Source organism: Chryseobacterium sp. MHB01 (assembly GCF_034651565.1).
Taxonomy (GTDB): domain Bacteria; phylum Bacteroidota; class Bacteroidia; order Flavobacteriales; family Weeksellaceae; genus Chryseobacterium; species Chryseobacterium nepalense.
Genome location: NZ_JAYEDA010000009.1, coordinates 87,405 through 106,533 on the forward strand (window position 1 = coordinate 87,405; position 19,129 = coordinate 106,533).

22 protein-coding genes and 1 tRNA gene are annotated in these 19,129 nt (G+C 35.8%); 8 read left to right on the plus strand and 15 right to left on the minus strand.

The genetic code is table 11. The features are described 5' to 3' along the window. Positions 1-26 precede the first annotated feature (26 nt). Complete coding sequence (locus U9K52_RS21400; RefSeq protein WP_416232853.1) at positions 27-182, minus strand: T9SS type A sorting domain-containing protein; 156 nt, start codon at positions 180-182, stop codon at positions 27-29. A gap of 86 nt (positions 183-268) precedes the next feature. On the opposite strand from U9K52_RS21400, the gene U9K52_RS15070 reads away from it, so the two are divergent. The 4 genes from U9K52_RS15070 to U9K52_RS15085 all read left to right on the plus strand — a co-directional run bounded on the left by U9K52_RS15070 (position 269) and on the right by U9K52_RS15085 (position 4,150). Beyond that, a complete protein-coding gene (locus U9K52_RS15070) occupies positions 269-1,054 on the plus strand; it encodes a Ku protein (RefSeq protein WP_312173857.1) in 786 nt (261 codons plus the stop codon). Beyond that, positions 1,054-1,656, plus strand: coding sequence for a DNA polymerase ligase N-terminal domain-containing protein (locus U9K52_RS15075; RefSeq protein ID WP_248388538.1), 603 nt, complete (start codon positions 1,054-1,056; stop codon positions 1,654-1,656). The genes U9K52_RS15070 and U9K52_RS15075 overlap by 1 nt, the downstream gene beginning before the upstream one ends. A gap of 77 nt (positions 1,657-1,733) precedes the next feature. Next, positions 1,734-3,614: a DNA ligase D gene (ligD, locus tag U9K52_RS15080; protein WP_263602203.1), complete on the plus strand. Its 1,881-nt coding sequence runs from the start codon at positions 1,734-1,736 to the stop codon at positions 3,612-3,614. A gap of 26 nt (positions 3,615-3,640) precedes the next feature. Further along, the gene (locus U9K52_RS15085; RefSeq protein WP_263602202.1) at positions 3,641-4,150 is read left to right on the plus strand and encodes a hypothetical protein; all 510 of its coding nucleotides are present in this window, start codon (positions 3,641-3,643) and stop codon (positions 4,148-4,150) included. Here the strand turns inward: U9K52_RS15085 and U9K52_RS15090 are convergent, their stop codons facing one another. From U9K52_RS15090 to U9K52_RS15110, 5 genes are all read right to left on the minus strand, one after another. After that, positions 4,151-4,882, minus strand: a complete 732-nt coding sequence (locus tag U9K52_RS15090) for an SDR family NAD(P)-dependent oxidoreductase (RefSeq protein ID WP_263602201.1) — start codon at positions 4,880-4,882, stop codon at positions 4,151-4,153. It abuts the gene before it with no gap. 16 nt (positions 4,883-4,898) lie between these two features. Next, positions 4,899-5,069 (minus strand): hypothetical protein, encoded by a 171-nt coding sequence (locus U9K52_RS15095; RefSeq protein ID WP_322927227.1) that lies wholly within the window; start codon positions 5,067-5,069, stop codon positions 4,899-4,901. Between the two features lie 156 nt (positions 5,070-5,225). Further along, on the minus strand, positions 5,226-5,597 hold the full coding sequence (yajC, locus tag U9K52_RS15100) for a preprotein translocase subunit YajC (protein WP_248388551.1): 372 nt from the start codon (positions 5,595-5,597) through the stop codon (positions 5,226-5,228). A gap of 4 nt (positions 5,598-5,601) precedes the next feature. Beyond that, on the minus strand, positions 5,602-6,111 hold the full coding sequence (locus U9K52_RS15105; protein ID WP_248388553.1) for a DUF1573 domain-containing protein: 510 nt from the start codon (positions 6,109-6,111) through the stop codon (positions 5,602-5,604). A gap of 10 nt (positions 6,112-6,121) precedes the next feature. Continuing rightward, positions 6,122-7,027, minus strand: coding sequence for a transcription antitermination protein NusB (locus U9K52_RS15110; protein ID WP_248388555.1), 906 nt, complete (start codon positions 7,025-7,027; stop codon positions 6,122-6,124). Between the two features lie 90 nt (positions 7,028-7,117). On the opposite strand from U9K52_RS15110, the gene U9K52_RS15115 reads away from it, so the two are divergent. The 4 genes from U9K52_RS15115 (at position 7,118) to U9K52_RS15130 (ending at position 12,088) form a co-directional block, all read left to right on the plus strand. Next, positions 7,118-8,779, plus strand: a complete 1,662-nt coding sequence (locus U9K52_RS15115; RefSeq protein ID WP_248388557.1) for an ABC transporter ATP-binding protein — start codon at positions 7,118-7,120, stop codon at positions 8,777-8,779. A 99-nt stretch (positions 8,780-8,878) separates the two neighbouring features. Further along, positions 8,879-9,214 (plus strand): DUF3276 family protein, encoded by a 336-nt coding sequence (locus U9K52_RS15120; RefSeq protein WP_029295477.1) that lies wholly within the window; start codon positions 8,879-8,881, stop codon positions 9,212-9,214. 316 nt (positions 9,215-9,530) lie between these two features. Continuing rightward, positions 9,531-10,910, plus strand: a complete 1,380-nt coding sequence (locus U9K52_RS15125) for a T9SS type A sorting domain-containing protein (RefSeq protein WP_322927230.1) — start codon at positions 9,531-9,533, stop codon at positions 10,908-10,910. A gap of 74 nt (positions 10,911-10,984) precedes the next feature. Continuing rightward, positions 10,985-12,088, plus strand: coding sequence for a hypothetical protein (locus U9K52_RS15130; protein ID WP_322927231.1), 1,104 nt, complete (start codon positions 10,985-10,987; stop codon positions 12,086-12,088). Positions 12,089-12,159: 71 nt separating this feature from the next. Here U9K52_RS15130 and U9K52_RS15135 read toward each other — a convergent pair. From U9K52_RS15135 to U9K52_RS15175, 9 genes are all read right to left on the minus strand, one after another. Then, a tRNA-His gene (locus U9K52_RS15135) sits at positions 12,160-12,235 on the minus strand. 35 nt (positions 12,236-12,270) lie between these two features. After that, entirely contained in the window at positions 12,271-12,990 is a 720-nt protein-coding gene (bshB1, locus tag U9K52_RS15140; RefSeq protein ID WP_322927232.1) for a bacillithiol biosynthesis deacetylase BshB1, read from the minus strand. 76 nt (positions 12,991-13,066) lie between these two features. Further along, positions 13,067-14,716 carry a tetratricopeptide repeat protein gene (locus tag U9K52_RS15145; protein ID WP_322927233.1) on the minus strand — a complete coding sequence of 550 codons (1,650 nt, stop codon included), beginning with the start codon at positions 14,714-14,716 and terminating at the stop codon, positions 13,067-13,069. Positions 14,717-14,809: 93 nt separating this feature from the next. Beyond that, positions 14,810-15,682, minus strand: coding sequence for a PstS family phosphate ABC transporter substrate-binding protein (locus U9K52_RS15150; RefSeq protein ID WP_322927234.1), 873 nt, complete (start codon positions 15,680-15,682; stop codon positions 14,810-14,812). Further along, positions 15,672-15,869: a DUF308 domain-containing protein gene (locus tag U9K52_RS15155; protein ID WP_263602193.1), complete on the minus strand. Its 198-nt coding sequence runs from the start codon at positions 15,867-15,869 to the stop codon at positions 15,672-15,674. Before U9K52_RS15155 ends, U9K52_RS15150 begins: the two co-directional genes overlap by 11 nt. A 72-nt stretch (positions 15,870-15,941) precedes the next feature. Further along, a complete protein-coding gene (locus U9K52_RS15160) occupies positions 15,942-16,781 on the minus strand; it encodes an energy transducer TonB (RefSeq protein WP_248388576.1) in 840 nt (279 codons plus the stop codon). A gap of 24 nt (positions 16,782-16,805) precedes the next feature. Further along, positions 16,806-17,378, minus strand: coding sequence for an ExbD/TolR family protein (locus U9K52_RS15165; protein WP_248388579.1), 573 nt, complete (start codon positions 17,376-17,378; stop codon positions 16,806-16,808). A 12-nt stretch (positions 17,379-17,390) separates the two neighbouring features. Further along, on the minus strand, positions 17,391-17,999 hold the full coding sequence (locus tag U9K52_RS15170; protein WP_066440721.1) for an ExbD/TolR family protein: 609 nt from the start codon (positions 17,997-17,999) through the stop codon (positions 17,391-17,393). Between the two features lie 62 nt (positions 18,000-18,061). Further along, a complete protein-coding gene (locus tag U9K52_RS15175) occupies positions 18,062-18,925 on the minus strand; it encodes a MotA/TolQ/ExbB proton channel family protein (RefSeq protein ID WP_248388582.1) in 864 nt (287 codons plus the stop codon). Positions 18,926-19,129 lie beyond the last annotated feature (204 nt).

Here is a 19,129-nt window from a genome sequence, read left to right on the forward strand (position 1 = left end):
CAGAGAAATCTCTGCTTTTTTATTTATTATTCTCTGATAAATTTCTGCTTATAATCCCCAATAACAAGGAAATAAACACTTTTGTTCAAGCTTCTAACATCAATTTTTAAATTGTTTTCTTTTGTACTTATGGGTAACGTTAAAACCAATCTTCCAGTTACATCAAAAACATTTCTTATTATTTAATATCTAAAATCTAAATTACCACATTCAGTAAATATTTTCCTCACGGCACAATCATTGTAGATTTTTGTTAAATCAAATTACAATGAAAGCAATCTGGAACGGCGCCATTGGCTTTGGCTTAGTAAATATTCCTGTTAAAATTTATTCGGCAACAGAAACCACCAAACTGGATCTGGATATGCTTGATAAATCCGATTTTTCAAATATCCGTTTTAAAAGGGTCAATGAAACCACAGGAAAGGAAGTAAAATGGGAAAACATTGTAAAAGGTTATCTCATGGAGGATAAATACATCATTCTTGATGAAGAAGACTATGAAGCGGCAAGTCCTGAAAAATCCAAAATATTATCAATAGACCAGTTTGTAAAAGAATCTGAAGTAGATTCCGTATATTTTGAAAATCCATATTACCTGGAGCCTCAGAAGAATGGTGAAAATGCTTACAGACTTCTTTTAAAAGCATTAGCTAAAACAGAAATGGTAGGAATAGGAACCTTTGTGCTTCGTGAAAGTGAAGCGATTGGAATGATCCGGCCCTATAAAGATGATGTTCTTGTCCTAAACCGTCTCAGATTTGCACAGGAAATCAGGGATTACAGCGATCTGAAAATTCCCGCCAAAAAACCGCCGAAACCGGCAGAGCTCAAAATGGCTGTCAGCCTTATAGAACAACTTTCACAGGAATTCGATCCTGAAATGTATAAAGACACGTATTCTGAATCGTTAATGAAAATTATCAAGCAGAAAGCAAAAGGGAAAAATATCAAAGCGAAAAAAGCTGAACCCGCAAAAGAAGGTAAAGTTATTGATCTTATGGCTCAGCTCAAAGCCAGTTTACAAAGTCCAAAATCTAAAAATGCATCATAATGGCCTTAAAAGATTACAATGCAAAAAGAAGGTTTAATGAAACCACTGAACCGGAAGGAAAAACAAAAAAAAGTAAAGACAAACTGATTTTTGTGATCCAGCGACATGCCGCCTCGCGGCTTCATTATGATTTCAGGTTGGAAATGGAGGGTGTATTGAAAAGCTGGGCCGTTCCGAAAGGTCCTTCTTTGGATCCTAAAGATAAGCGGCTCGCAATGATGGTGGAGGATCATCCTTATGATTATAAAGATTTTGAGGGAAACATTCCTGAAGGTAACTACGGCGCAGGACAGGTGGAAATATGGGACAGCGGAACATATGAACCTCTTGACAATAACTCAAAGCTTTCTGATGAAAAGGAACTGCTGAAAGAACTTCACGCCGGATCTTTAAAATTTATCCTTCACGGTAAAAAGCTTAAAGGCGAATTTGCTTTGGTTAAAATGAAAAATACTGAAGAAAATTCATGGCTGCTCATCAAACATAAAGATGATTTTGCAGAAAGTGATTACGATGCGGAAGAAAACACCTCAAAGAATTCCCAAGTCACTAAATTCTTAGAGGAAAAAAAAAGCCCAAACGTCAGCAAAAAAAAGTCGTAAAGGAAGAAGTAAAACCACGGTTTCAGCGGTTCAATTCTTTAGTCGATGAAAAAAAACTTGAGAATTTCATTAAGCCCATGCTTGCAAAACCGCATCCTGAAGCCTTTGACGATGAAGACTGGGTTTTCGAAATAAAATGGGACGGTTACCGCGCTATTGCCGATCTAAGCGATGAACCTCTCTTCTATTCCCGAAACGGGATCTCCTTTTTATCAAAATTTGAAAAAGTTGCCAATGATTTCAGTGTACAGAAACATAAGATGATTCTGGACGGTGAAATTGTAGCGTATGATGAGAGCGGAAGACCGAATTTCCAGCTGCTTCAGCAAATAGGTGACAATCCGGATCTTGCGCTGGTGTATCAGGTTTTTGATATTCTTTGGCTCAACGGTCATTCTACGGAAGAGCTTCCGTTGATCCAGCGTAAAGAACTCCTCAAAGAAGCATTGGTTGAGACGGATGTTATCAAATATTGTGATCATATCCAGGAGAAAGGCATTTCCTTTTTTAACCAAATGAAAAAAATGAAGCTGGAAGGAATGATCGCCAAAAAAGCAGACAGCGTTTACACCGAAAACCACCGTACTTCCGACTGGCTTAAGATAAAATTCACCAACACGGAAGAAGCCATTATCTGCGGATTTACGGAACCCCGTGGATCAAGGGAAGGTTTCGGTGCCCTGATCCTGGGAAAATACATTGACGGCCAACTGATTTATTCAGGACATACTGGGACAGGATTCAACCGCGAATCAATTATGGAACTTCATGAAAGATTAAAGAAAATCATCGTGAAAAATTCCCCTTTTGAAACTAAGCCTAAAACCAATATGCCCGTAACCTGGACCCAGCCGGAGCTGGTATGCGAGATTAAATATTCCGAAATCACAAAAGACGGCATTTTCCGGCATCCGGTTTTCGTGGCACTGCGTGAAGACAAAGAACCTGAAGAAGTAAAAAACACAGCCGGAGAAAAAGATGAAGCAACCCAAAATACAAAAGTTATGAAAGCTACAGCCCCTAAAAAAACACGTCCTTCCGAAAACGAAAAGGAAATAACATTAAACAGGCATAAGGTAAAGCTTACCAATCAGGATAAAGTTTATTTCCCTAAAGATGAGGTAACCAAAGGCGATGTCATAGAATATTACCAGTCGGTTGCAGACTATATTTTACCACACCTTAAAAACCGGCCGCTTTCTCTGAACCGTTTCCCAAACGGTATTGAAGAGCAGGGTTTCTATCAGAAAGATGCCAGTGACAATATTCCGGACTGGGTAAAAACAACGCAGGTTTATTCTGAATCCAACGATAAATACATTGATTATATTTACTGTAACGACAAGGCTACTCTTGCTTATCTGAATAATTTAGGGTGCATTGATATGAACCCCTGGAATTCTTCCCTGCCCGACCTGGATCATCCTGACTTTCTTGTGTTAGATCTGGACCCATCCAAAAAGAATACTTTTGACGATGTTATCGAAACAGCCTTACAGGTGAATGAGGTTTTAAATGCCATTAAAATTAAAGGCTACTGTAAAACTTCAGGAAGCACCGGTATTCATGTCTATATTCCGATGGGCGGAAAGTACGATTTTGACCAGGTAAAAGATTTTGCACATATTCTGATGAAACAGGTTCATGAAAAGCTTCCGGAAATCACAACTTTGGAAAGAAGCCTTCAGAAAAGAGATAACAGTAAAATTTACCTTGATTATCTGCAAAACAGAACCGGACAGACTTTAGCCAGTGCTTACAGTATCAGACCTAAAGAAGGGGCTTCCGTTTCCATGCCGCTGGACTGGAGCGAGGTAAAAAAAGGAATGAAACCTACTGACTTTAATATTCATAATGCTCTAGAAAGAATTAAAGAAAAAGGAGATTTGTTTAAACCGGTTCTGGGTAAGGGAATTGATATGATGAAGGCGCTGGAATTGTTGCAGGATATGGAGTAATTCGGTATTTTTGATAAAATTGTACCGTGAAAAATTACTTTTTAGTTTTACTATTGACCCTTATTTTAAGTTGTTCTAAAAGCTCAAATATTAAATATTCTTTTGATAATATTTTAAGTTATGAAGATACTGTATTAATAAAATCCAAATTTGCTGACTGTGGAGAATGGGGAGGTCATGATGAAATAATTAAAATTTATTCTGAAAACAAACTAACTAAATTGGTTTACACTAAATACAAAGTCAATTGTGGAGTTAGGGATGATAAAGGATCAATTGTACAAAATGAAGAGGTAAGAAAAAAGATTGTTTTATCAACTTCTCAAAAAGTGGGTTTGATGAATTACATTAATAATTTAATGCATTACAATTTCATGGAAAATGAATTTGGTAATAGTGGAAATTCTTTTTCTGTTGAAGACAGTGAAAATCAATTAAAAATTTCTCATTACGGTAGCAGCAGCATTTTAATCGAAAACTATGATGATTTAATGCAGACATTAGGTTTTCCAACTGTGGTTGTTAAAAATGAATAATTATGGCAACTTTGCCACCAGACTTTCCGGAAGCAATTTCAGAATATGATAAATGATTTTCCATTTGAAATCCGGAACAATGGTAAAAGAATGCCCTGCATTCACGATGAATTTCGCAACATAATCTGGCTGCATGATCAGGTTTTTATTTAATGCTAAACCCTGATTGATTTTCGTATCAATATAACCGATCACCAAAGCATTGACAACAATGTTTCTTTGTCTTAGCTCCTGTCTTAAGCCGGCAAGATAGGTGGTAAAAGCGGCTTTGGTACTGCCGTACACAAAATTACTTTTCCGCCCGCGAACTCCCGACAGAGAAGATAATCCGATAATCCTTTCTAAACTTTTATTCCTCTTATCCATTGCAATAATATTCAATATGGAAACAGCGCCCATGTAGTTTACCTGCATCATTTGTCTTGCACTTCCAAAATCATGCAGGGCTTTTTCATTTTCTGCTAAAAAGCCGGCAGCATAAACAACAATATGAGGCTTCGCAGAAAGGTCATCATAAAATTTCTGATGAGAATCAAAATCCACCGCATCGAAGTATAAGACTGTAACCTTCGCATGGAACCCATTTTTTGAGACAAATTCTTCCAGTGACTTTGTATTTCGGGATGCCGCCATTACGGAAAATCCTTTTTGAAGGTATTGTTTAATACTTTCCTTTGCAACATCAGAATTGCCTCCTAAGATAAGAACCGTTTTGTTTGTGTTTTTATTCATAATGCAAAGATAATTTTTAATGCGTATTTTCTAAAACAACTAAGGAAGTTATACTTAATCGCCACAGGATGACTGCATCGTACCATGCAGAGGGTATGCATCGTACGGTGCAGGCTGTCTGCATCGCACCATGCAGGGTATCTGCACCGCCCGTCACAGTCTGCGTGTTATACCCGAAGCAATTCATACAATTCATAGCACAGTTAAAGCCACTCGTTGGCTCCTATGGTAATAAGGAAACCGTATCCTCACTGATTCCCTGGACTGATGATATAAAAAGTTTCGGCGGGGTGAGCTTCGCTCACCCCGCCGAAACGAAGTATCTTTATAAAATCGGAAAGATTTATTTCTTATCCGTTTCAATTTCCTTTTTGTCTTCTGCTTTTTCAGCAGCTTTGGCTTTATCTCCAAAACGGGCCTCCGTAAATTCTCTGGAAACAGCCGCTTTTTCAAACTTTAGCTTTCCCGATAATGTTTCGATTACAAAACCATCATCCTGAACCTGAGCAATCCTTCCGTGAAGTCCTGAAGTAAGAACCACTCTGGTTCCTACCTTAAGGGTTTCCTGGAAATTCTTCTCCTGCTTCTGCTTTCTCATTTGCGGTCTTATCATTAAAAAATAAAAACCTACAAACATCACCCCCATCATAATCAGCATCATGGAAGAGTTACCTCCCTGAGCAGGTGCCTGTAAAAAAATTGATAATAAATTCATGATATTATGGTTGAATATTCGCGGTGAATGTTAATTTGATAGGAGCTTTTTCTACATTGGCGAAAACGTCTGCATATTTGTTTACGTTTCCATCAAAGTTTGTAGAATCAAAGTGGAGGGTAATTTTCCCTTTTTTACCCGGCATGATCGGCTCTTTAGTAAAGTCAGGAACAGTACATCCACATCCCGGTTTTACTTCTGAAATCACCAGAGGATTGCTTCCTGTATTTGTAATTTCATATACGTGCTGCACTTTATCTCCTTTTTTTACTTTTCCGAAATCGAAGTTGCTTTCAGAAAGAGCAATAGTAGTTAAAGGCTGGTTGGATACAGGCGCCGGAGCTGCCGTTTCAGGAGTTGCTGCAGCAGCACCTGCAGAATCTGCCGGACCATTTCTGTGAATTTCCGGTCTTTCGGTAAGAAGTTTTTCCTGGTTTTCTTTGTTTTCCTTTTTACAAGAAACAAATCCAAAACCTATTACTGATAAAGCGATAATTGATAACGTCTTTTTCATATTGAAATATTTATATTCTATTTAAATCTTTACAGTATTTATCCAAAATTCCGTTAATGAAAATATTGGAGCGATCCGTGGCAAATACTTTGGCAATCTCAATATATTCATTAATGATCACCCTTGAAGGTGTAAAAGGAAAATTATCCAGTTCCGTAAGTGCAGTAGACAGGATTACTTTATCCATTAGTGAAACCCTTTCCAGATCCCAGTTTTCCAGTCTTTCTTCCAGTTTCTTCTCATTGTTTTCCCAGCTGTCCAGCGTATTTCTTAAAAGCTTGATGGAAAAAGTTTTATCTTCATCATCTTTAATCATTTTGATCAAGGTTCTGCTTTCTTCATCTTCCTTTAAAAAACCGATTGTTTTCTGAACCATAGAATTGGCAATATGAATATCATCATACCATGAAAGTTCCTTGTCTCCCAGATAATCATGAAAATCATCGTTTTCAGCAATATATCTTAAAAATAACTTACCGATAAACTTCTGATCCTCTTCAAAAGAATAAGATTCTTCCTTCATAAAATCCTGGTATCTTTTTCCGGCAGTAATTCTCTGGAATGTTTTTACGAGAAGGTCGTCGTGCAAATCCCACTTAAGCTGCTTGTGCTGGCCTGTAAAGAATAACCGTTCCGGGTTTTCCTCCAGCTTAATCAAAACCTTATTGTTGATGAATTTTTGGTTAGGATTAATATCTGCATCGGTTTTAATATATTTATTCTTTCCAATTTCGATCTGGTTTTCTGCCAGTTCTTTCAGTGCAACCAGAAAATTCAATTCATAGATATAGAGATCATAAATCTTCTCTATTCCGGTAAACATGTTTTTCTCTAATACATCAAACTTAACAGGATTCTGGTAATATGAATACACAGTCTGTACTACTTTTTCACGGATTTGTCGTCTTCCTAACATTCAAAGAGCTTTTTATGGGCGCAAAGATACGAAATTTAAAATTTATGGGATTCGTAGTATGATGACATTTTCGTAAATTTGTAAAAGTTTATGAAAGCTTTAAAAACCCTAAACCCCTACTTCTGGAAACACAAAATATTATTATTTTGGGGGGTATTATTTATCATTGCCAGTAATTTCTTCAATATCTATAAAGTTCAGTTCGTGGGAAAATCTGTGGACGAACTTACACGCAACGGAAATCTCGGTTTCAACAGACAGGTGTTGATTTATGTTGCCATTATTGTAGGATGCTCCCTTCTTACAGGTTTCTTTACTTTTATGATGCGGCAGACGATTATTGTTGCTTCCAGAAGGATTGAATATGAACTTAAAAACAAAATCTACAGGCACTATCAGGATTTGTCTTTAACGGATTATAAGCAAACCACCATTGGAGATCTCATGAACAGACTGAGTGAAGATGTTGTTGCAGTAAGGATGTATCTTGGCCCCGGCGTAATGTATGTCGCCAACTTATTGGTGCTTGTTATTATCACCGCAATTTATATGCTGAAGACGGATGTTTCCATGACGCTTTGGACCTTGCTTCCTTTACCGCTTCTTTCGTATGCTATTTATAAGGTAAGTTCCATTATCAATAAAAAATCGAAGATCATGCAGAAAAGCCAGTCGGCCATTTCTACTTTCGTGCAGGACAGCTTTTCGGGGATACGCGTTGTGAAATTTTTCGCCCGTGAAAAATACATTGAAAAAAACTATGGAGTAAAAGTTACGGACTATCAGGATAAAGCGCTGGACCTTGCCAAAACGGAAGCTTACTTCTTCACCATCATCCTTTTTGTAATCGGTCTTCTGAATGTTGCCATTATCTGGATCGGCGGACAGAAATATATTGCCGGAGAGCTTAGCATCGGTAAAATTGCAGATTTCTTTATGTACATCAATACCCTGATATTTCCTTTCTCTATGGTAGGCTGGGTAACTTCTGTAAACCAGAGGGCTGAAGCATCCATGCAGAGGATTAATGAATTTATGGATAAGAAATCGGAAATCGTTAACCAAAACTTTGAAAATTATTCCATTAAAGGAGATATTGAATTCAGAAATGTATCTTATGTTTATCCTAATACAGGAATTACAGCATTAGAAAATCTAAGTTTTACAGTAAAATCCGGTGAATCACTTGCCATTATGGGCAAAACAGGAAGTGGAAAATCAACCATTGCGTTATTACTCTGCAGGCTTATTGACCCCACAGAAGGAGAAATTTTAGTTGACGGAAAAAACTTAAAAGAGCATAATTTAGATAACTACAGAAACTTCATCGGCTATATCCCCCAGGAGAGTTATCTTTTTTCTGATTCGATTGAAAATAACATCGGTTTTGCCATAGACCATCCAACTCATGAAAAAGTAGTGGAATATGCAAAAATTGCAGACGTTGATAAAAACATCGTAGAGTTTAAAGATCAGTATAAAACTATGGTAGGCGAACGCGGAGTGATGCTTTCGGGAGGTCAGAAACAAAGAATCTGCATTGCCAGAGCACTGATTAAAGACCCCAGCATTATCATTTTTGACGATTCTCTGTCTGCCCTGGATACTGAAACTGAGCAGAACATCCTCGAAAATATTGAAAGAAAAATTCATCACGCAACTTCTATAATCATCACACACAGAGAGTCTAGCGCCCAACGTGCAGATAAAATCCTTAACCTGACTGAAATTAACAATTCCGTAACTGCATAGCGCATTCATTCACAAATGTTAAATAAATCATAAAAAAAATTTTGTGATTAAAAGAAAACTTTTATATTTGTTCTTAACAAGATTAAAAAATATCTAACAATGAGTGAATACAAGGAACGCCATGAAAATGAAATTTTCACTAAGGTGTTAAAAGCAGGGAGAAGAACTTATTTCTTTGATGTGCGCGAGACGAAAGCAGGAGATTATTATCTTACGATTACCGAAAGTAAAAAGAACTTCGGGGAGAATGGAGAAGCTACATTCGAGAAGCATAAAATTTATCTTTATAAAGAAGATTTTAAAAGTTTTCAGGAGATGTTTAATGAGTCCACAGATTTCATCATTAACGAAAAGGGTGAGGATGTAATATCAGAAAAGCATGATAAAGACTTCAAAAGCAGAACATATACTATAGATTCTGACGACGAGGTTTAAAATATTTATAACATTTAAAAACACAAGCATCTGGAAAAAGATGCTTTTTTTATTTTCTTTTCTAATCTTTTGTATTTAAGTTAAATTAATTAGACAGCGACGCTCATTAATATGCAACGCATAATTATTAACGATATTCTTTATTTTAAATTAAAATTATCATATATTTTTTTATTAATTTCACGATAATTAATGTAAAATTGTGATTATTTAATAATTTTACCGTTAAAAAATTAAATAATCCATCTAATTATCATTAATAAATTTGAATTAAAAATAGTTTATATGAAATAATTTTAACCTTAAATATAAAAGAATGAAAAAAAATTTACTCGTTTTTCTTTTGGCATCTGCACTATGTTTTGCCCAAAACTCTTTAATGGTATCTCCCCAAACCGGAACAATGATCACTTCGGGAACCATTTCAAATTTCAAACTAATAAGTGATGGCAGCAGCGCTGCGCTGGTTGCTACACATAATGCTTCAGGTAAAGTTTTTATTGTTGATATTAATGACAGTAATCCCGCAGATAAAGCTGCAAATACAATCGCAACAACTTCTACCAATGTAAAAACAAGAATCTCTGCTGCATTAGGACAAACCGTTACTTCCATTAAAAACATCGAGGTAAATCCTATTACAAATGCCGTCTATGTAATGGCCATGGTAAGCGCAACACCTTACTTCCTGAAATTAACGAATGCCGGAAATACTATTACCGCATTAGATTTCAACACAATGCCATACTGCACTTTAAATTTCACCAATGCAAATTGCACTTTCCAGGATATTGCATGGGGTGGCAACCGATTGTTTGTTTCCAGTAACCACAATACATTAAATGGAGAATTGGGTTATATTTCGGCTCCGTTTACCAACAATACGACAATTAGCAAAAGATCTACCACCATGTTCAAATCTAACTGGGGAAATATGTATATAACAAGTGCTCCATTAGAAAAATTAAATTATGTAAAGATTGGCAATACCGAATATCTTTGCGGATTAACTACCTGTGCTCCGGGATTTTCTGAAACCGTATCTTCTCTGACGAGCAATTCAGGACTGTTCACTGTGAGAGAAGCTTTTAATGTTAACTTTGACGAGCCTGTAAAAACGATCGCCATCAATAACGGAAGCAATGCCTACTTATTAGATTTACATCAAAACTTTCCTAGCGGTAATAATATTTATAGAATTGGAAAAAAATACCTTGATGGTACACCTTTTACAAACAATACTTATAATAATAATGCCGTAGAACTGAGAAACTTTTCCGGAAATCCAAACACTAATCTTACTGAAGAAGAATTTAAAATGTTCCCGGGAAACTTTTCATCAATGGCTTACTATTCTAACTGTGAATTACTTACATTATCATCAGACCACCAAACTCTTGCAAAATTGAGCGTTTGTAATGCAATTTTAAGTACTGCTGAGCAGAATCAAAAAGACATTAATTTTGAGCTATCTCCTAACCCCGCTTCAGACCTGTTACATATTTCTTATAATGAAAATCTTTATAAAAACATGGAAGCGGAAATTTACAGTTTCGATGGAAAGCTTATCAAAAAACAAATGATCAATTCTCAAAATAAGAAAATTTCAATCTCAGATCTGCATACAGGAAACTATATCCTGAAAGTCTTTCATAAAGGAGTTTATTTACACTCTAAATCTTTCATAAAGAAATAAAAAGCAATAAATTCTATGTGATATGTGCGGATCGAAAGTCCGCACATTATTCTTTTTTAAATTCATTAGATTATATGAAAAAAATAACTCAGGCAAAAAAAATAAAGAATTTTTATATTCTTCTTTTTTTGTTTTTATGCAATTTCTGTTTTTCCCAAGAAATATCTATTGCCTCAAGCAATCCGAACAAGCCGGTATTCAAAGTTTTTCCCATTGAAGAAAATATTAAGCAGCCTTCAGCTGTTTTTAAAATTTTCATGATCCAGGATAGTATTGAATCACAAACGCCTTTATTAGGCTCATATTCTTATGTAAAAGATACAATCTTTTTTGAGCCACAGTTTGAGCTGGGCGAAGGACTGACGTTTAATGTCAACTTTTCGTATAATAACAATATCATAAAAAAAACATATAAAACTAAATCTGTTGACAATTCGATAAACCAAAAAACCGATATACAAGAAATATATCCACGTAATAATAAAATTCCAAAAAATATTCTGATTTTTTATGTTGAGTTTTCTGCACCGATGACAGAGGATGAGTCTGCTTACAGATACGTTAATTTACTTGACGAAAACAAAAAAGTAATACCGCATGTTTGGTATAATAAAGCCAGATGGATTAGTGATAAAGTCGTGATGCTAATGATCCATCCCGGAAGAGTAAAAAAAGACATCTCATATTATGACAATCTTGGTGAAATATTTACAGTAGGCAAAAAATATTACCTGGAAATTACCGATAAAATCAAGCCACTGAACAGCAAATCCAAATTAATATCTTTTACAAAAGAATTAGAAATCACCAATCCTATTAATACATGTCCAAAATTTATAGAGGATAAATTACAAATTCCTGAAAAAAATACTTCGGATAAACTGAAAATTGTTTTCGACAGACCTATTGACATTTTTTCTGCACAAATCGGAATTTCAGTATATAATTATAAATCTGATAAAATAGTTGAAGGAAAGATTATTGCCGGATCTGACGACACTGAATGGTACTTTATGCCTGATCAACCGTGGACAGAAAAAAAATATACGCTGATTCTTAATAAATACGTTTCTGATCCTTCAGGAAATAGTCTTAATAAACCATTTGAAGCCACTGTTGTAAAAAAATCTTACAATAAGCAGATCGCTAAGAAGTTAAACATAAAGTTAAATGAATAATAATTACCCAATAAATATTAAATGTACAATAAAAAAACATCCTGCTTAATATAAGCAGGATGCTGAATTTTGGGTGAATGATGGGTCTCGAACCCACGACCTTCGGAACCACAATCCGACGCTCTAACCAACTGAGCTACAATCACCGTTTTGTGAGTGCAAATATAGGGAAGATTTTTTAATTACCAAACAATTCCGTCAAAATTTTTCATTGCAATAAGCTTCTCAGACGTAAATCCCTCAGCATAAGTCACTCCCGATAACCGCCCAAGATCCTGAGCACGATATGTTAAGCTTTCATAAAAGTCTTTTGAAGTAATTGGCGTCTCCGGTTCCTTGGAAGCCGGGTCATAAAACTGAGTTTTAAAAGCCATACAAGCTTGAATCTTTTTTTCCAGATGATCTGAAATATCAATTACAAACTCAGGCTCAATATTTTTCCATTGTATGTAGTGAAATATATGTTTTGGCCTCCAGATCTCTTGATTTTCTCCTTCAAGAACAGTTTCGATCTTTCTTAATCCTGCTATAAAGCATGCATCCGACACTAATTTCGCTCCTTTTGCATGATCCGGGTGTCTGTCATCAATTGCATTTGCTAAAACGATTTCAGGCCTGTATTTGCGAATCATTTTTACAATTCTCATCTGATAGTCTTCAGAGTTTTCCAGAAAGCCGTCTTTCATGCCCAGATTTTCTCTTGCAACCACCCCCAGGATCTTTGCTGAATCAGAGGCTTCCGCTTTTCGGGTTTCTTCAGTACCTCTCGTACCAAGCTCCCCGCGGGTAAGATCTACGATAACGCATTTTCTACCTTCGGAGACCATTTTAACGATTGTTCCGCCGCAGCCAAGTTCTACGTCATCAGGATGCGCACCAAAAGCTAATATATCTGTTTTCATATATTCAAAGATATGATTTAAATAAAAACTTCCCAAACATTACGATTGGGAAGTCCTATAATTATTTAAGAATAAATTATTTATTGATTTCTGCATTCAATTTTATAGCATCCTGATACGTAGGATCCAATTGAACAGATTTTGAAACGTAATCTTTAGCTTTCGCAAGATCAGAATCTTTACTCATATAGGCTACAGCAAAGTAAGCATAAGCAAGCGTCTGCTTATTAGCTTCCTGATCTGCAGGCTTCACTGTATTAATGAATTTTTCATAAGCGATTTTTGCTGCGTCATTATTTCCAGCCTGTTGGTAAGAATATCCCAAGCTGTAATAACCAGGTGCCCAATCAGGAAGAAGTGCATTCATTTTCTGCCAAGTTTGAATAGCTCCATTCCAGTTTTTTGCATCCTGATAAGCGGTTGCTAACTTAAACAAAGAATCTGAATCCTGTGCATTTGCTGCAACTTTTTGCTTCAATCCTTCAATAACAGGGTTTGTTGGTCCTGCATCAACATCAGACTGTGAAGCTCCTCCACCTGCAATTTTAACAAGCTCCATATCCCACTTCATTGTTTCGTCTTTCGCTGCTTTTGCAATAGCAATTTTTTGTTGTGCTTCTGTTGTTAAAGCTGTTTTTTTAGCAGCATCCGTTTCGGTTTTAGCTAATCCGGCAGCAATTAATCCCATCAATCCCTGATCTGCAGGCTGTACTCTTGATTTATCAGCCTGAGAAACAAAATTATCCATATTTTGTTTTGCTTCAGCATATTTCCCGTCTGCATATAATTGATACGCTCTTAATTTAAATTTAATAGGATCATTAATTTTATCGAAAATCTTATCTAAAACCTGTTTTGAGTTTGCATAATCTTCATTTGTAAAATAAAGTTTTGCAATTTCCAGTTGCGTATATGGATCTTCATCCGCATATTTGGTATAATTGATAAGATCTTGTGTTGCTTTTGCATTTTGCTGATATCTGATATCATAGGCTGCTAAAGCTTTATAAGCCGGAGCATATGTAGGATCTGTTGCGATAGCTTTATCGATGCTTGTCTTAGCCTGTTGCCATTGTTGTGCGGCCATCCATAATGTTCCCATTCTCGTATAAACGGAAGCCTTATTTTTAGCTAAAGGAAGCGCTTTATCATAGGCTGTCATCGCATCACCCGGCATTCTTTTTAATCTGTAGGCATCACCTAAAGTATAATAATAGTGTGCGGGAACATCTTTTTTAGACGCTCTTTCAATCGCTTTGTTTAGGTATTGAATTGCTAAATCCGGAGAGTTATTTTTTTCAAATAAAGTTAATGCTTCTGCAGCTCTGAATAACACTTCTGCATCTTTTTCTTTAGAATCAGAAACAATACTCTGAATTTCTGCAATTGCATTTTTGTCGCCTTTACCGAGTTTAACGGCTGCTAAACCGATTTTGTTTAAATAACTTTTTTTATCAGCGGCAAGACCTTTGTTGAAATTGTCTGTAGCTGCTGTAAAATCAGGTTCTCCCTGTTTTAGATATGTATTTCCAAGGTAAAAATAGTTTTCAGCAGTAGGTGCCGATGTAATCATGCTTGTGAAATTAGCTTTTGCCTGAGCGTATTTATCACTATCCATACTATTGATACCATCCTGTACGGTTTGCGCAAAAGCAAAATTAGTGAAAAATACCACTGCTGCTCCAAAAGCAATCTTCTTTACATTCATATTCATTATATCTCTCATTTTAAATTTCTAATCTAATTCAATTTATATTGTACACAATTTTCAGACCAAAATAAGGATTTATTTTTGGGTAAGAAGTTAATTTAATATATTTTAACGCATCTGTACTTCCCTTCTATACAGATTATAAGGCTGTAAACCTTCCTTCTGAACAATCATCTGCCCAAGCTGTGTACAGGAATACCTTATAAAACCATTAGCAATATTAAAATTACCCTCATTTGTTAAGAAATACAAAATTCTGGTGAAAGGATAATTCATTTTGCGAAGGTTTTCAAAGTCTGTATTGTATAGTTTACCCTGATATTCAACAGGAAGTATTTTCACCATGCTTCTAAGCTCCTCCGATTCTTTATCATAGGGACGACTAAAAGTATTGAGGCCAATCACACCAATTTTATCAGGATATTTACTTAGTTCTTCAATAATATTTTTATTCCCCGGAATTACAGAGAATTTTAAATTTTTAGGCTCTTTCTTGATCTTTTGGGCAACGAAATTCAAATTACTGGAATTTGTCCCGTCGAATATAAATTTTTTGTCCTCAGACTGCATCCCCTTTTCAATTTCTTCCATGGAAATGCTTTCTTTCGGAGAATCTTTGGGAACAACAAAAACAACAGCATCTGCTGCAAATTTTGAAGGTAAAAATTTAAGCTCAACCTGTTCTTCGTAGGTTTTAATCTCTTCGGTAGACAAATCTCTTGACATGACTACAATTCTTGCTTTATCATGTAAGAGATCAAGGAAACCAAGATCTTCTTTTTTTGTAACGACCTTTATTTTTGTTTCAGGATAGTTAATCATATACCCTTCTGCCAAAGCTTCCGTAACACTTCTAAATGACTCATCGGTAAGAATCGTCATTTCCCCTTTATTATAAGATGGGGATTTTTCTTCTTTTTTACAACTTATCGCTATTATGCTAATGAAAAGCAGCATTATAAGTTTAATACTATTCTTCATTTCCTGAACTTTTAATTTTTGTAACCGCTCTGTAAATTCTGAAAATACCGTACAGGATAAGCAATATTCCTAATGCATACGCCACACCGGGTTCCAAAACAGTGAAAAAGAATTTGTAAAGAATAACTACAATTCCTAAAACGATATAAAACAATCCCGTAACGAGGGATAACCAATTGAACATCATATAACAAAAATACCAAAAAAAATAAAAAGAGAAGCATGTGCTTCTCTTTTTAATTATTATTTAAAGACAGAATTATTCAAAATTCATCTTAACAGGGAATCTGAAACGAGAACGAACCGGCTGTCCATTCACTTTACCTGGATTCCACTTGATTTTTATACTTTTAACCGTTCTTTCAGCTTCTCTGTTGAAATCTGAATTAGGACCTGTCGCCTTAACCTGGCTTAATGTTCCGTCTCTTTCAACAACAAAAGTAATTTCCGTATTTAAAGTACCTTCACCTTCCAGTGAAGAACTATCAAAATTATTCGTAAACTTAGATCTGAACCCGTTAAGTCCTCCTGCACTAAAATCTGCCGGTTGATCAACGGACTCGTAAACATCATTAGATACCTGAGGCTTAACCTCAGCTGTTGAAGCTTTTGTACCTGTTGATGGCGGTGGCGGCGGTGGCGTGTAAGCCGGAGCTTTTACCCCCTCCTGATTTACCAGACCTGTCGTTGTTTCTAACTGTTTAGAAATTGGCGGCGGTGGAGTTTCAATTTTCGGAGCTTTTACAGGCTCCGGAACCACGTTCTGAATAATTTCAATTTTCTCCTCCTCTTTTGGTGGTGGCGGAGGTGGTGGTGGTTCTTCTTCTTTCGGCTGCTCAATAATTTTATCTTCCTGAAGGATTTCCACTAAATCCGCCTTTACTTCCTGCTTAGGTGGTTCAGTTAATCTTTTAATGGTAAGATAAATAAAAGGAGACAATGCCAATACAAGGAATATTGCTGTTCCAACGATAAAAGATTTTGTCAGAAGCCTAGGATACTGATGTCTTAGATCGTATGCACCATATTCTTTGTTTCTATTTTCAAATACAATCTCATCTAAAGTAAGATTTGGATCGTATACATTTTCATTTGCCATAGATTTACAATTTTATGGTTTAAATTACTTAGTAGCCGGTGCTGCTGCAGCTCCGGAATTCCCAACCTTTTTGTTGTAAATGGCTTCTTCCCAAGGCTTAAGATCGGTAACCCCGTATCGCTCAATCTTAGTAATTGCCATTTCGTCAAGAATATCTACAAAGTTTTTATATACAGCATCGTCAGTAGGCTTGATAATCACGGTAAATTTGGATTTATCTGCCGCATTTGCTTCTGCTTGCTTGATAACCTTTCTGATTCCTTCTCTATCAAAAGTGGTTTCATTAAGGTTCTGGTCTGTTAAGGATGTATTATCCTGCTGATGCCAGAAAACCTTATTGTCCTTCCCTAATAATAAAGAGATCGAATTTGAAAGTTTGATTTCTGTTGGAGGTGGTTTTTTTGTTTCATCCTTCGGTTTTGCCGGAAGACCCAAATCCATTACATTCGGTTTAGAGAATGTGGTTGTGAACATAAAGAAGGTAATCAATAGAAAACCCAAGTCCACCATCGGAGTCATATCGACTCTGGTACTCTGTTTCTTGGAACGTACCTTGCCGCCTTTGGCGCCTTTTTCCTGTACTTGTACTTCTGCCATTTCTAATCGATATTATTCGTTAGGTTTACCTTCTTGTGATGTAATCAACCAAAATTTAAGAAAATCGATATCTCTTAAACCCTCAAATAAGCTTTTAACTTTAGGATATTCTGTAGTAACGTCTCCTTTAATCGCCAATTTATAATCAGGATTAACAGCAAGACTTTCTTTTACCCAGTCTACCAATTGCTTATTTGTACTATCCATAGGAATCCCTGTTGGACTCTTGAAATTTTTCTGCGCGTCATCTGGCAAATCAAGATAGCTTTTCAGTTGGTTCATAGGAACCCCGATAGCCTGTACTTTCTGGAATGCAGCTTTTTCTTTGTTGTCAAAAGTAACACCGTACTTTTTACCCATGTTGTCCAAAAGCTTTAATCTCTCTGTTGCATTTTCTACAGGCTGGAAATAGAATTTTCCGTCCGGTGTAGCGTTGATAGTCATCAAACTTGCATCAGGAAGTAACTTCTCTGATATTGAAGATGGCGGTTTGATCTGCTCCACGTCAGGTTTTTTAAACTGAGTGGTCAAGATAAAGAATGTAAGCAGTAGGAATGCAACGTCACACATTGCCGTCATATCCGTCACTACTCCATGTCTTTTTGGTTTGACTCTCGCCATTATTATTAATAATTTTTAATTAGACTTCTTTTTACTTAGTGTACAATTCTTTGCTTGAATTCTTAGTTGAATTCAGCGAAAGACTGCTGGATACTCATAGCAATCTCATCGATCTTATAAGTTAATCCGTCAATTTTAGAAGTAAAGAAGTTATAAAGGATGATAGCGATTGCTGAAGTACCAATACCTAAAGCTGTGTTAATCAAAGCTTCAGAGATACCTGTTGAAAGTGCAGCAGCATCCGGAGTACCTCCTCCAGAACCTAATGCGAAGAATGCCTTGATCATCCCGATTACCGTACCTAAAAGTGCTACTAACGTTGCAACAGTACCTAAAGTAGAAAGGATCATCATGTTTTTCTCAAGCATTGGCATCTCAAGAGTAGTAGCTTCTTCGATTGCTTTGTTAAGCGCTACCATTTTTTGCTCTTTGTTAAGCGTAGTATCGTGAGATAAAGCTTTGTAAGTAGTAAGACCTTCTTTCACTACGTTTCCAACAGAACCTTGTTGTCTGTCGCACTCTTCTAAAGCTTCATCAATTTTGTTTTGATTCAATAAGCTTCTTACCTGAATTACGAAGTTATCTAAGTTCCCTTTTCCAGCTGCTCTCCCTAGAACTAAAGCTCTTTCAATTGAGAATACGATTACGGTTAGCATGAAAGTAATCAAGATTGGTACGATAACTCCTCCTTTGTAGATAATACCTAAGAAAGAATCTGGGTGAATGTCTTTTCCTTCAACATCTGAAAACGCTACAGATCCTGCACCTAATTTGTCAGCATCTTTAAAATTTCCAGGGCTACCCAAAACGAATAAATAAATACAAATTCCTATAGCTAAGATAATAGGAATAATAACAGCTGGGTTTAAACCTCCCGCTTTTCTAGCAACTACTTGCTCATCATTTTTTGAAACATTCATTTCCATATTTAACTAAATTATATTGTTTTAAAATTTTACAAGGTGTAAATTAAAGGCAAAATTAATTAAAATGCAAGAGTCTCAAATAAACATTTCTGTTTTTTTTGATAATAAAAATTTAATACGATTTCGATATTATAATTATTTTCTCTTTTTTTGGCAATAATCTTTAAATTTAATCATTACATTAAAAATTTAAAAAATATAAGC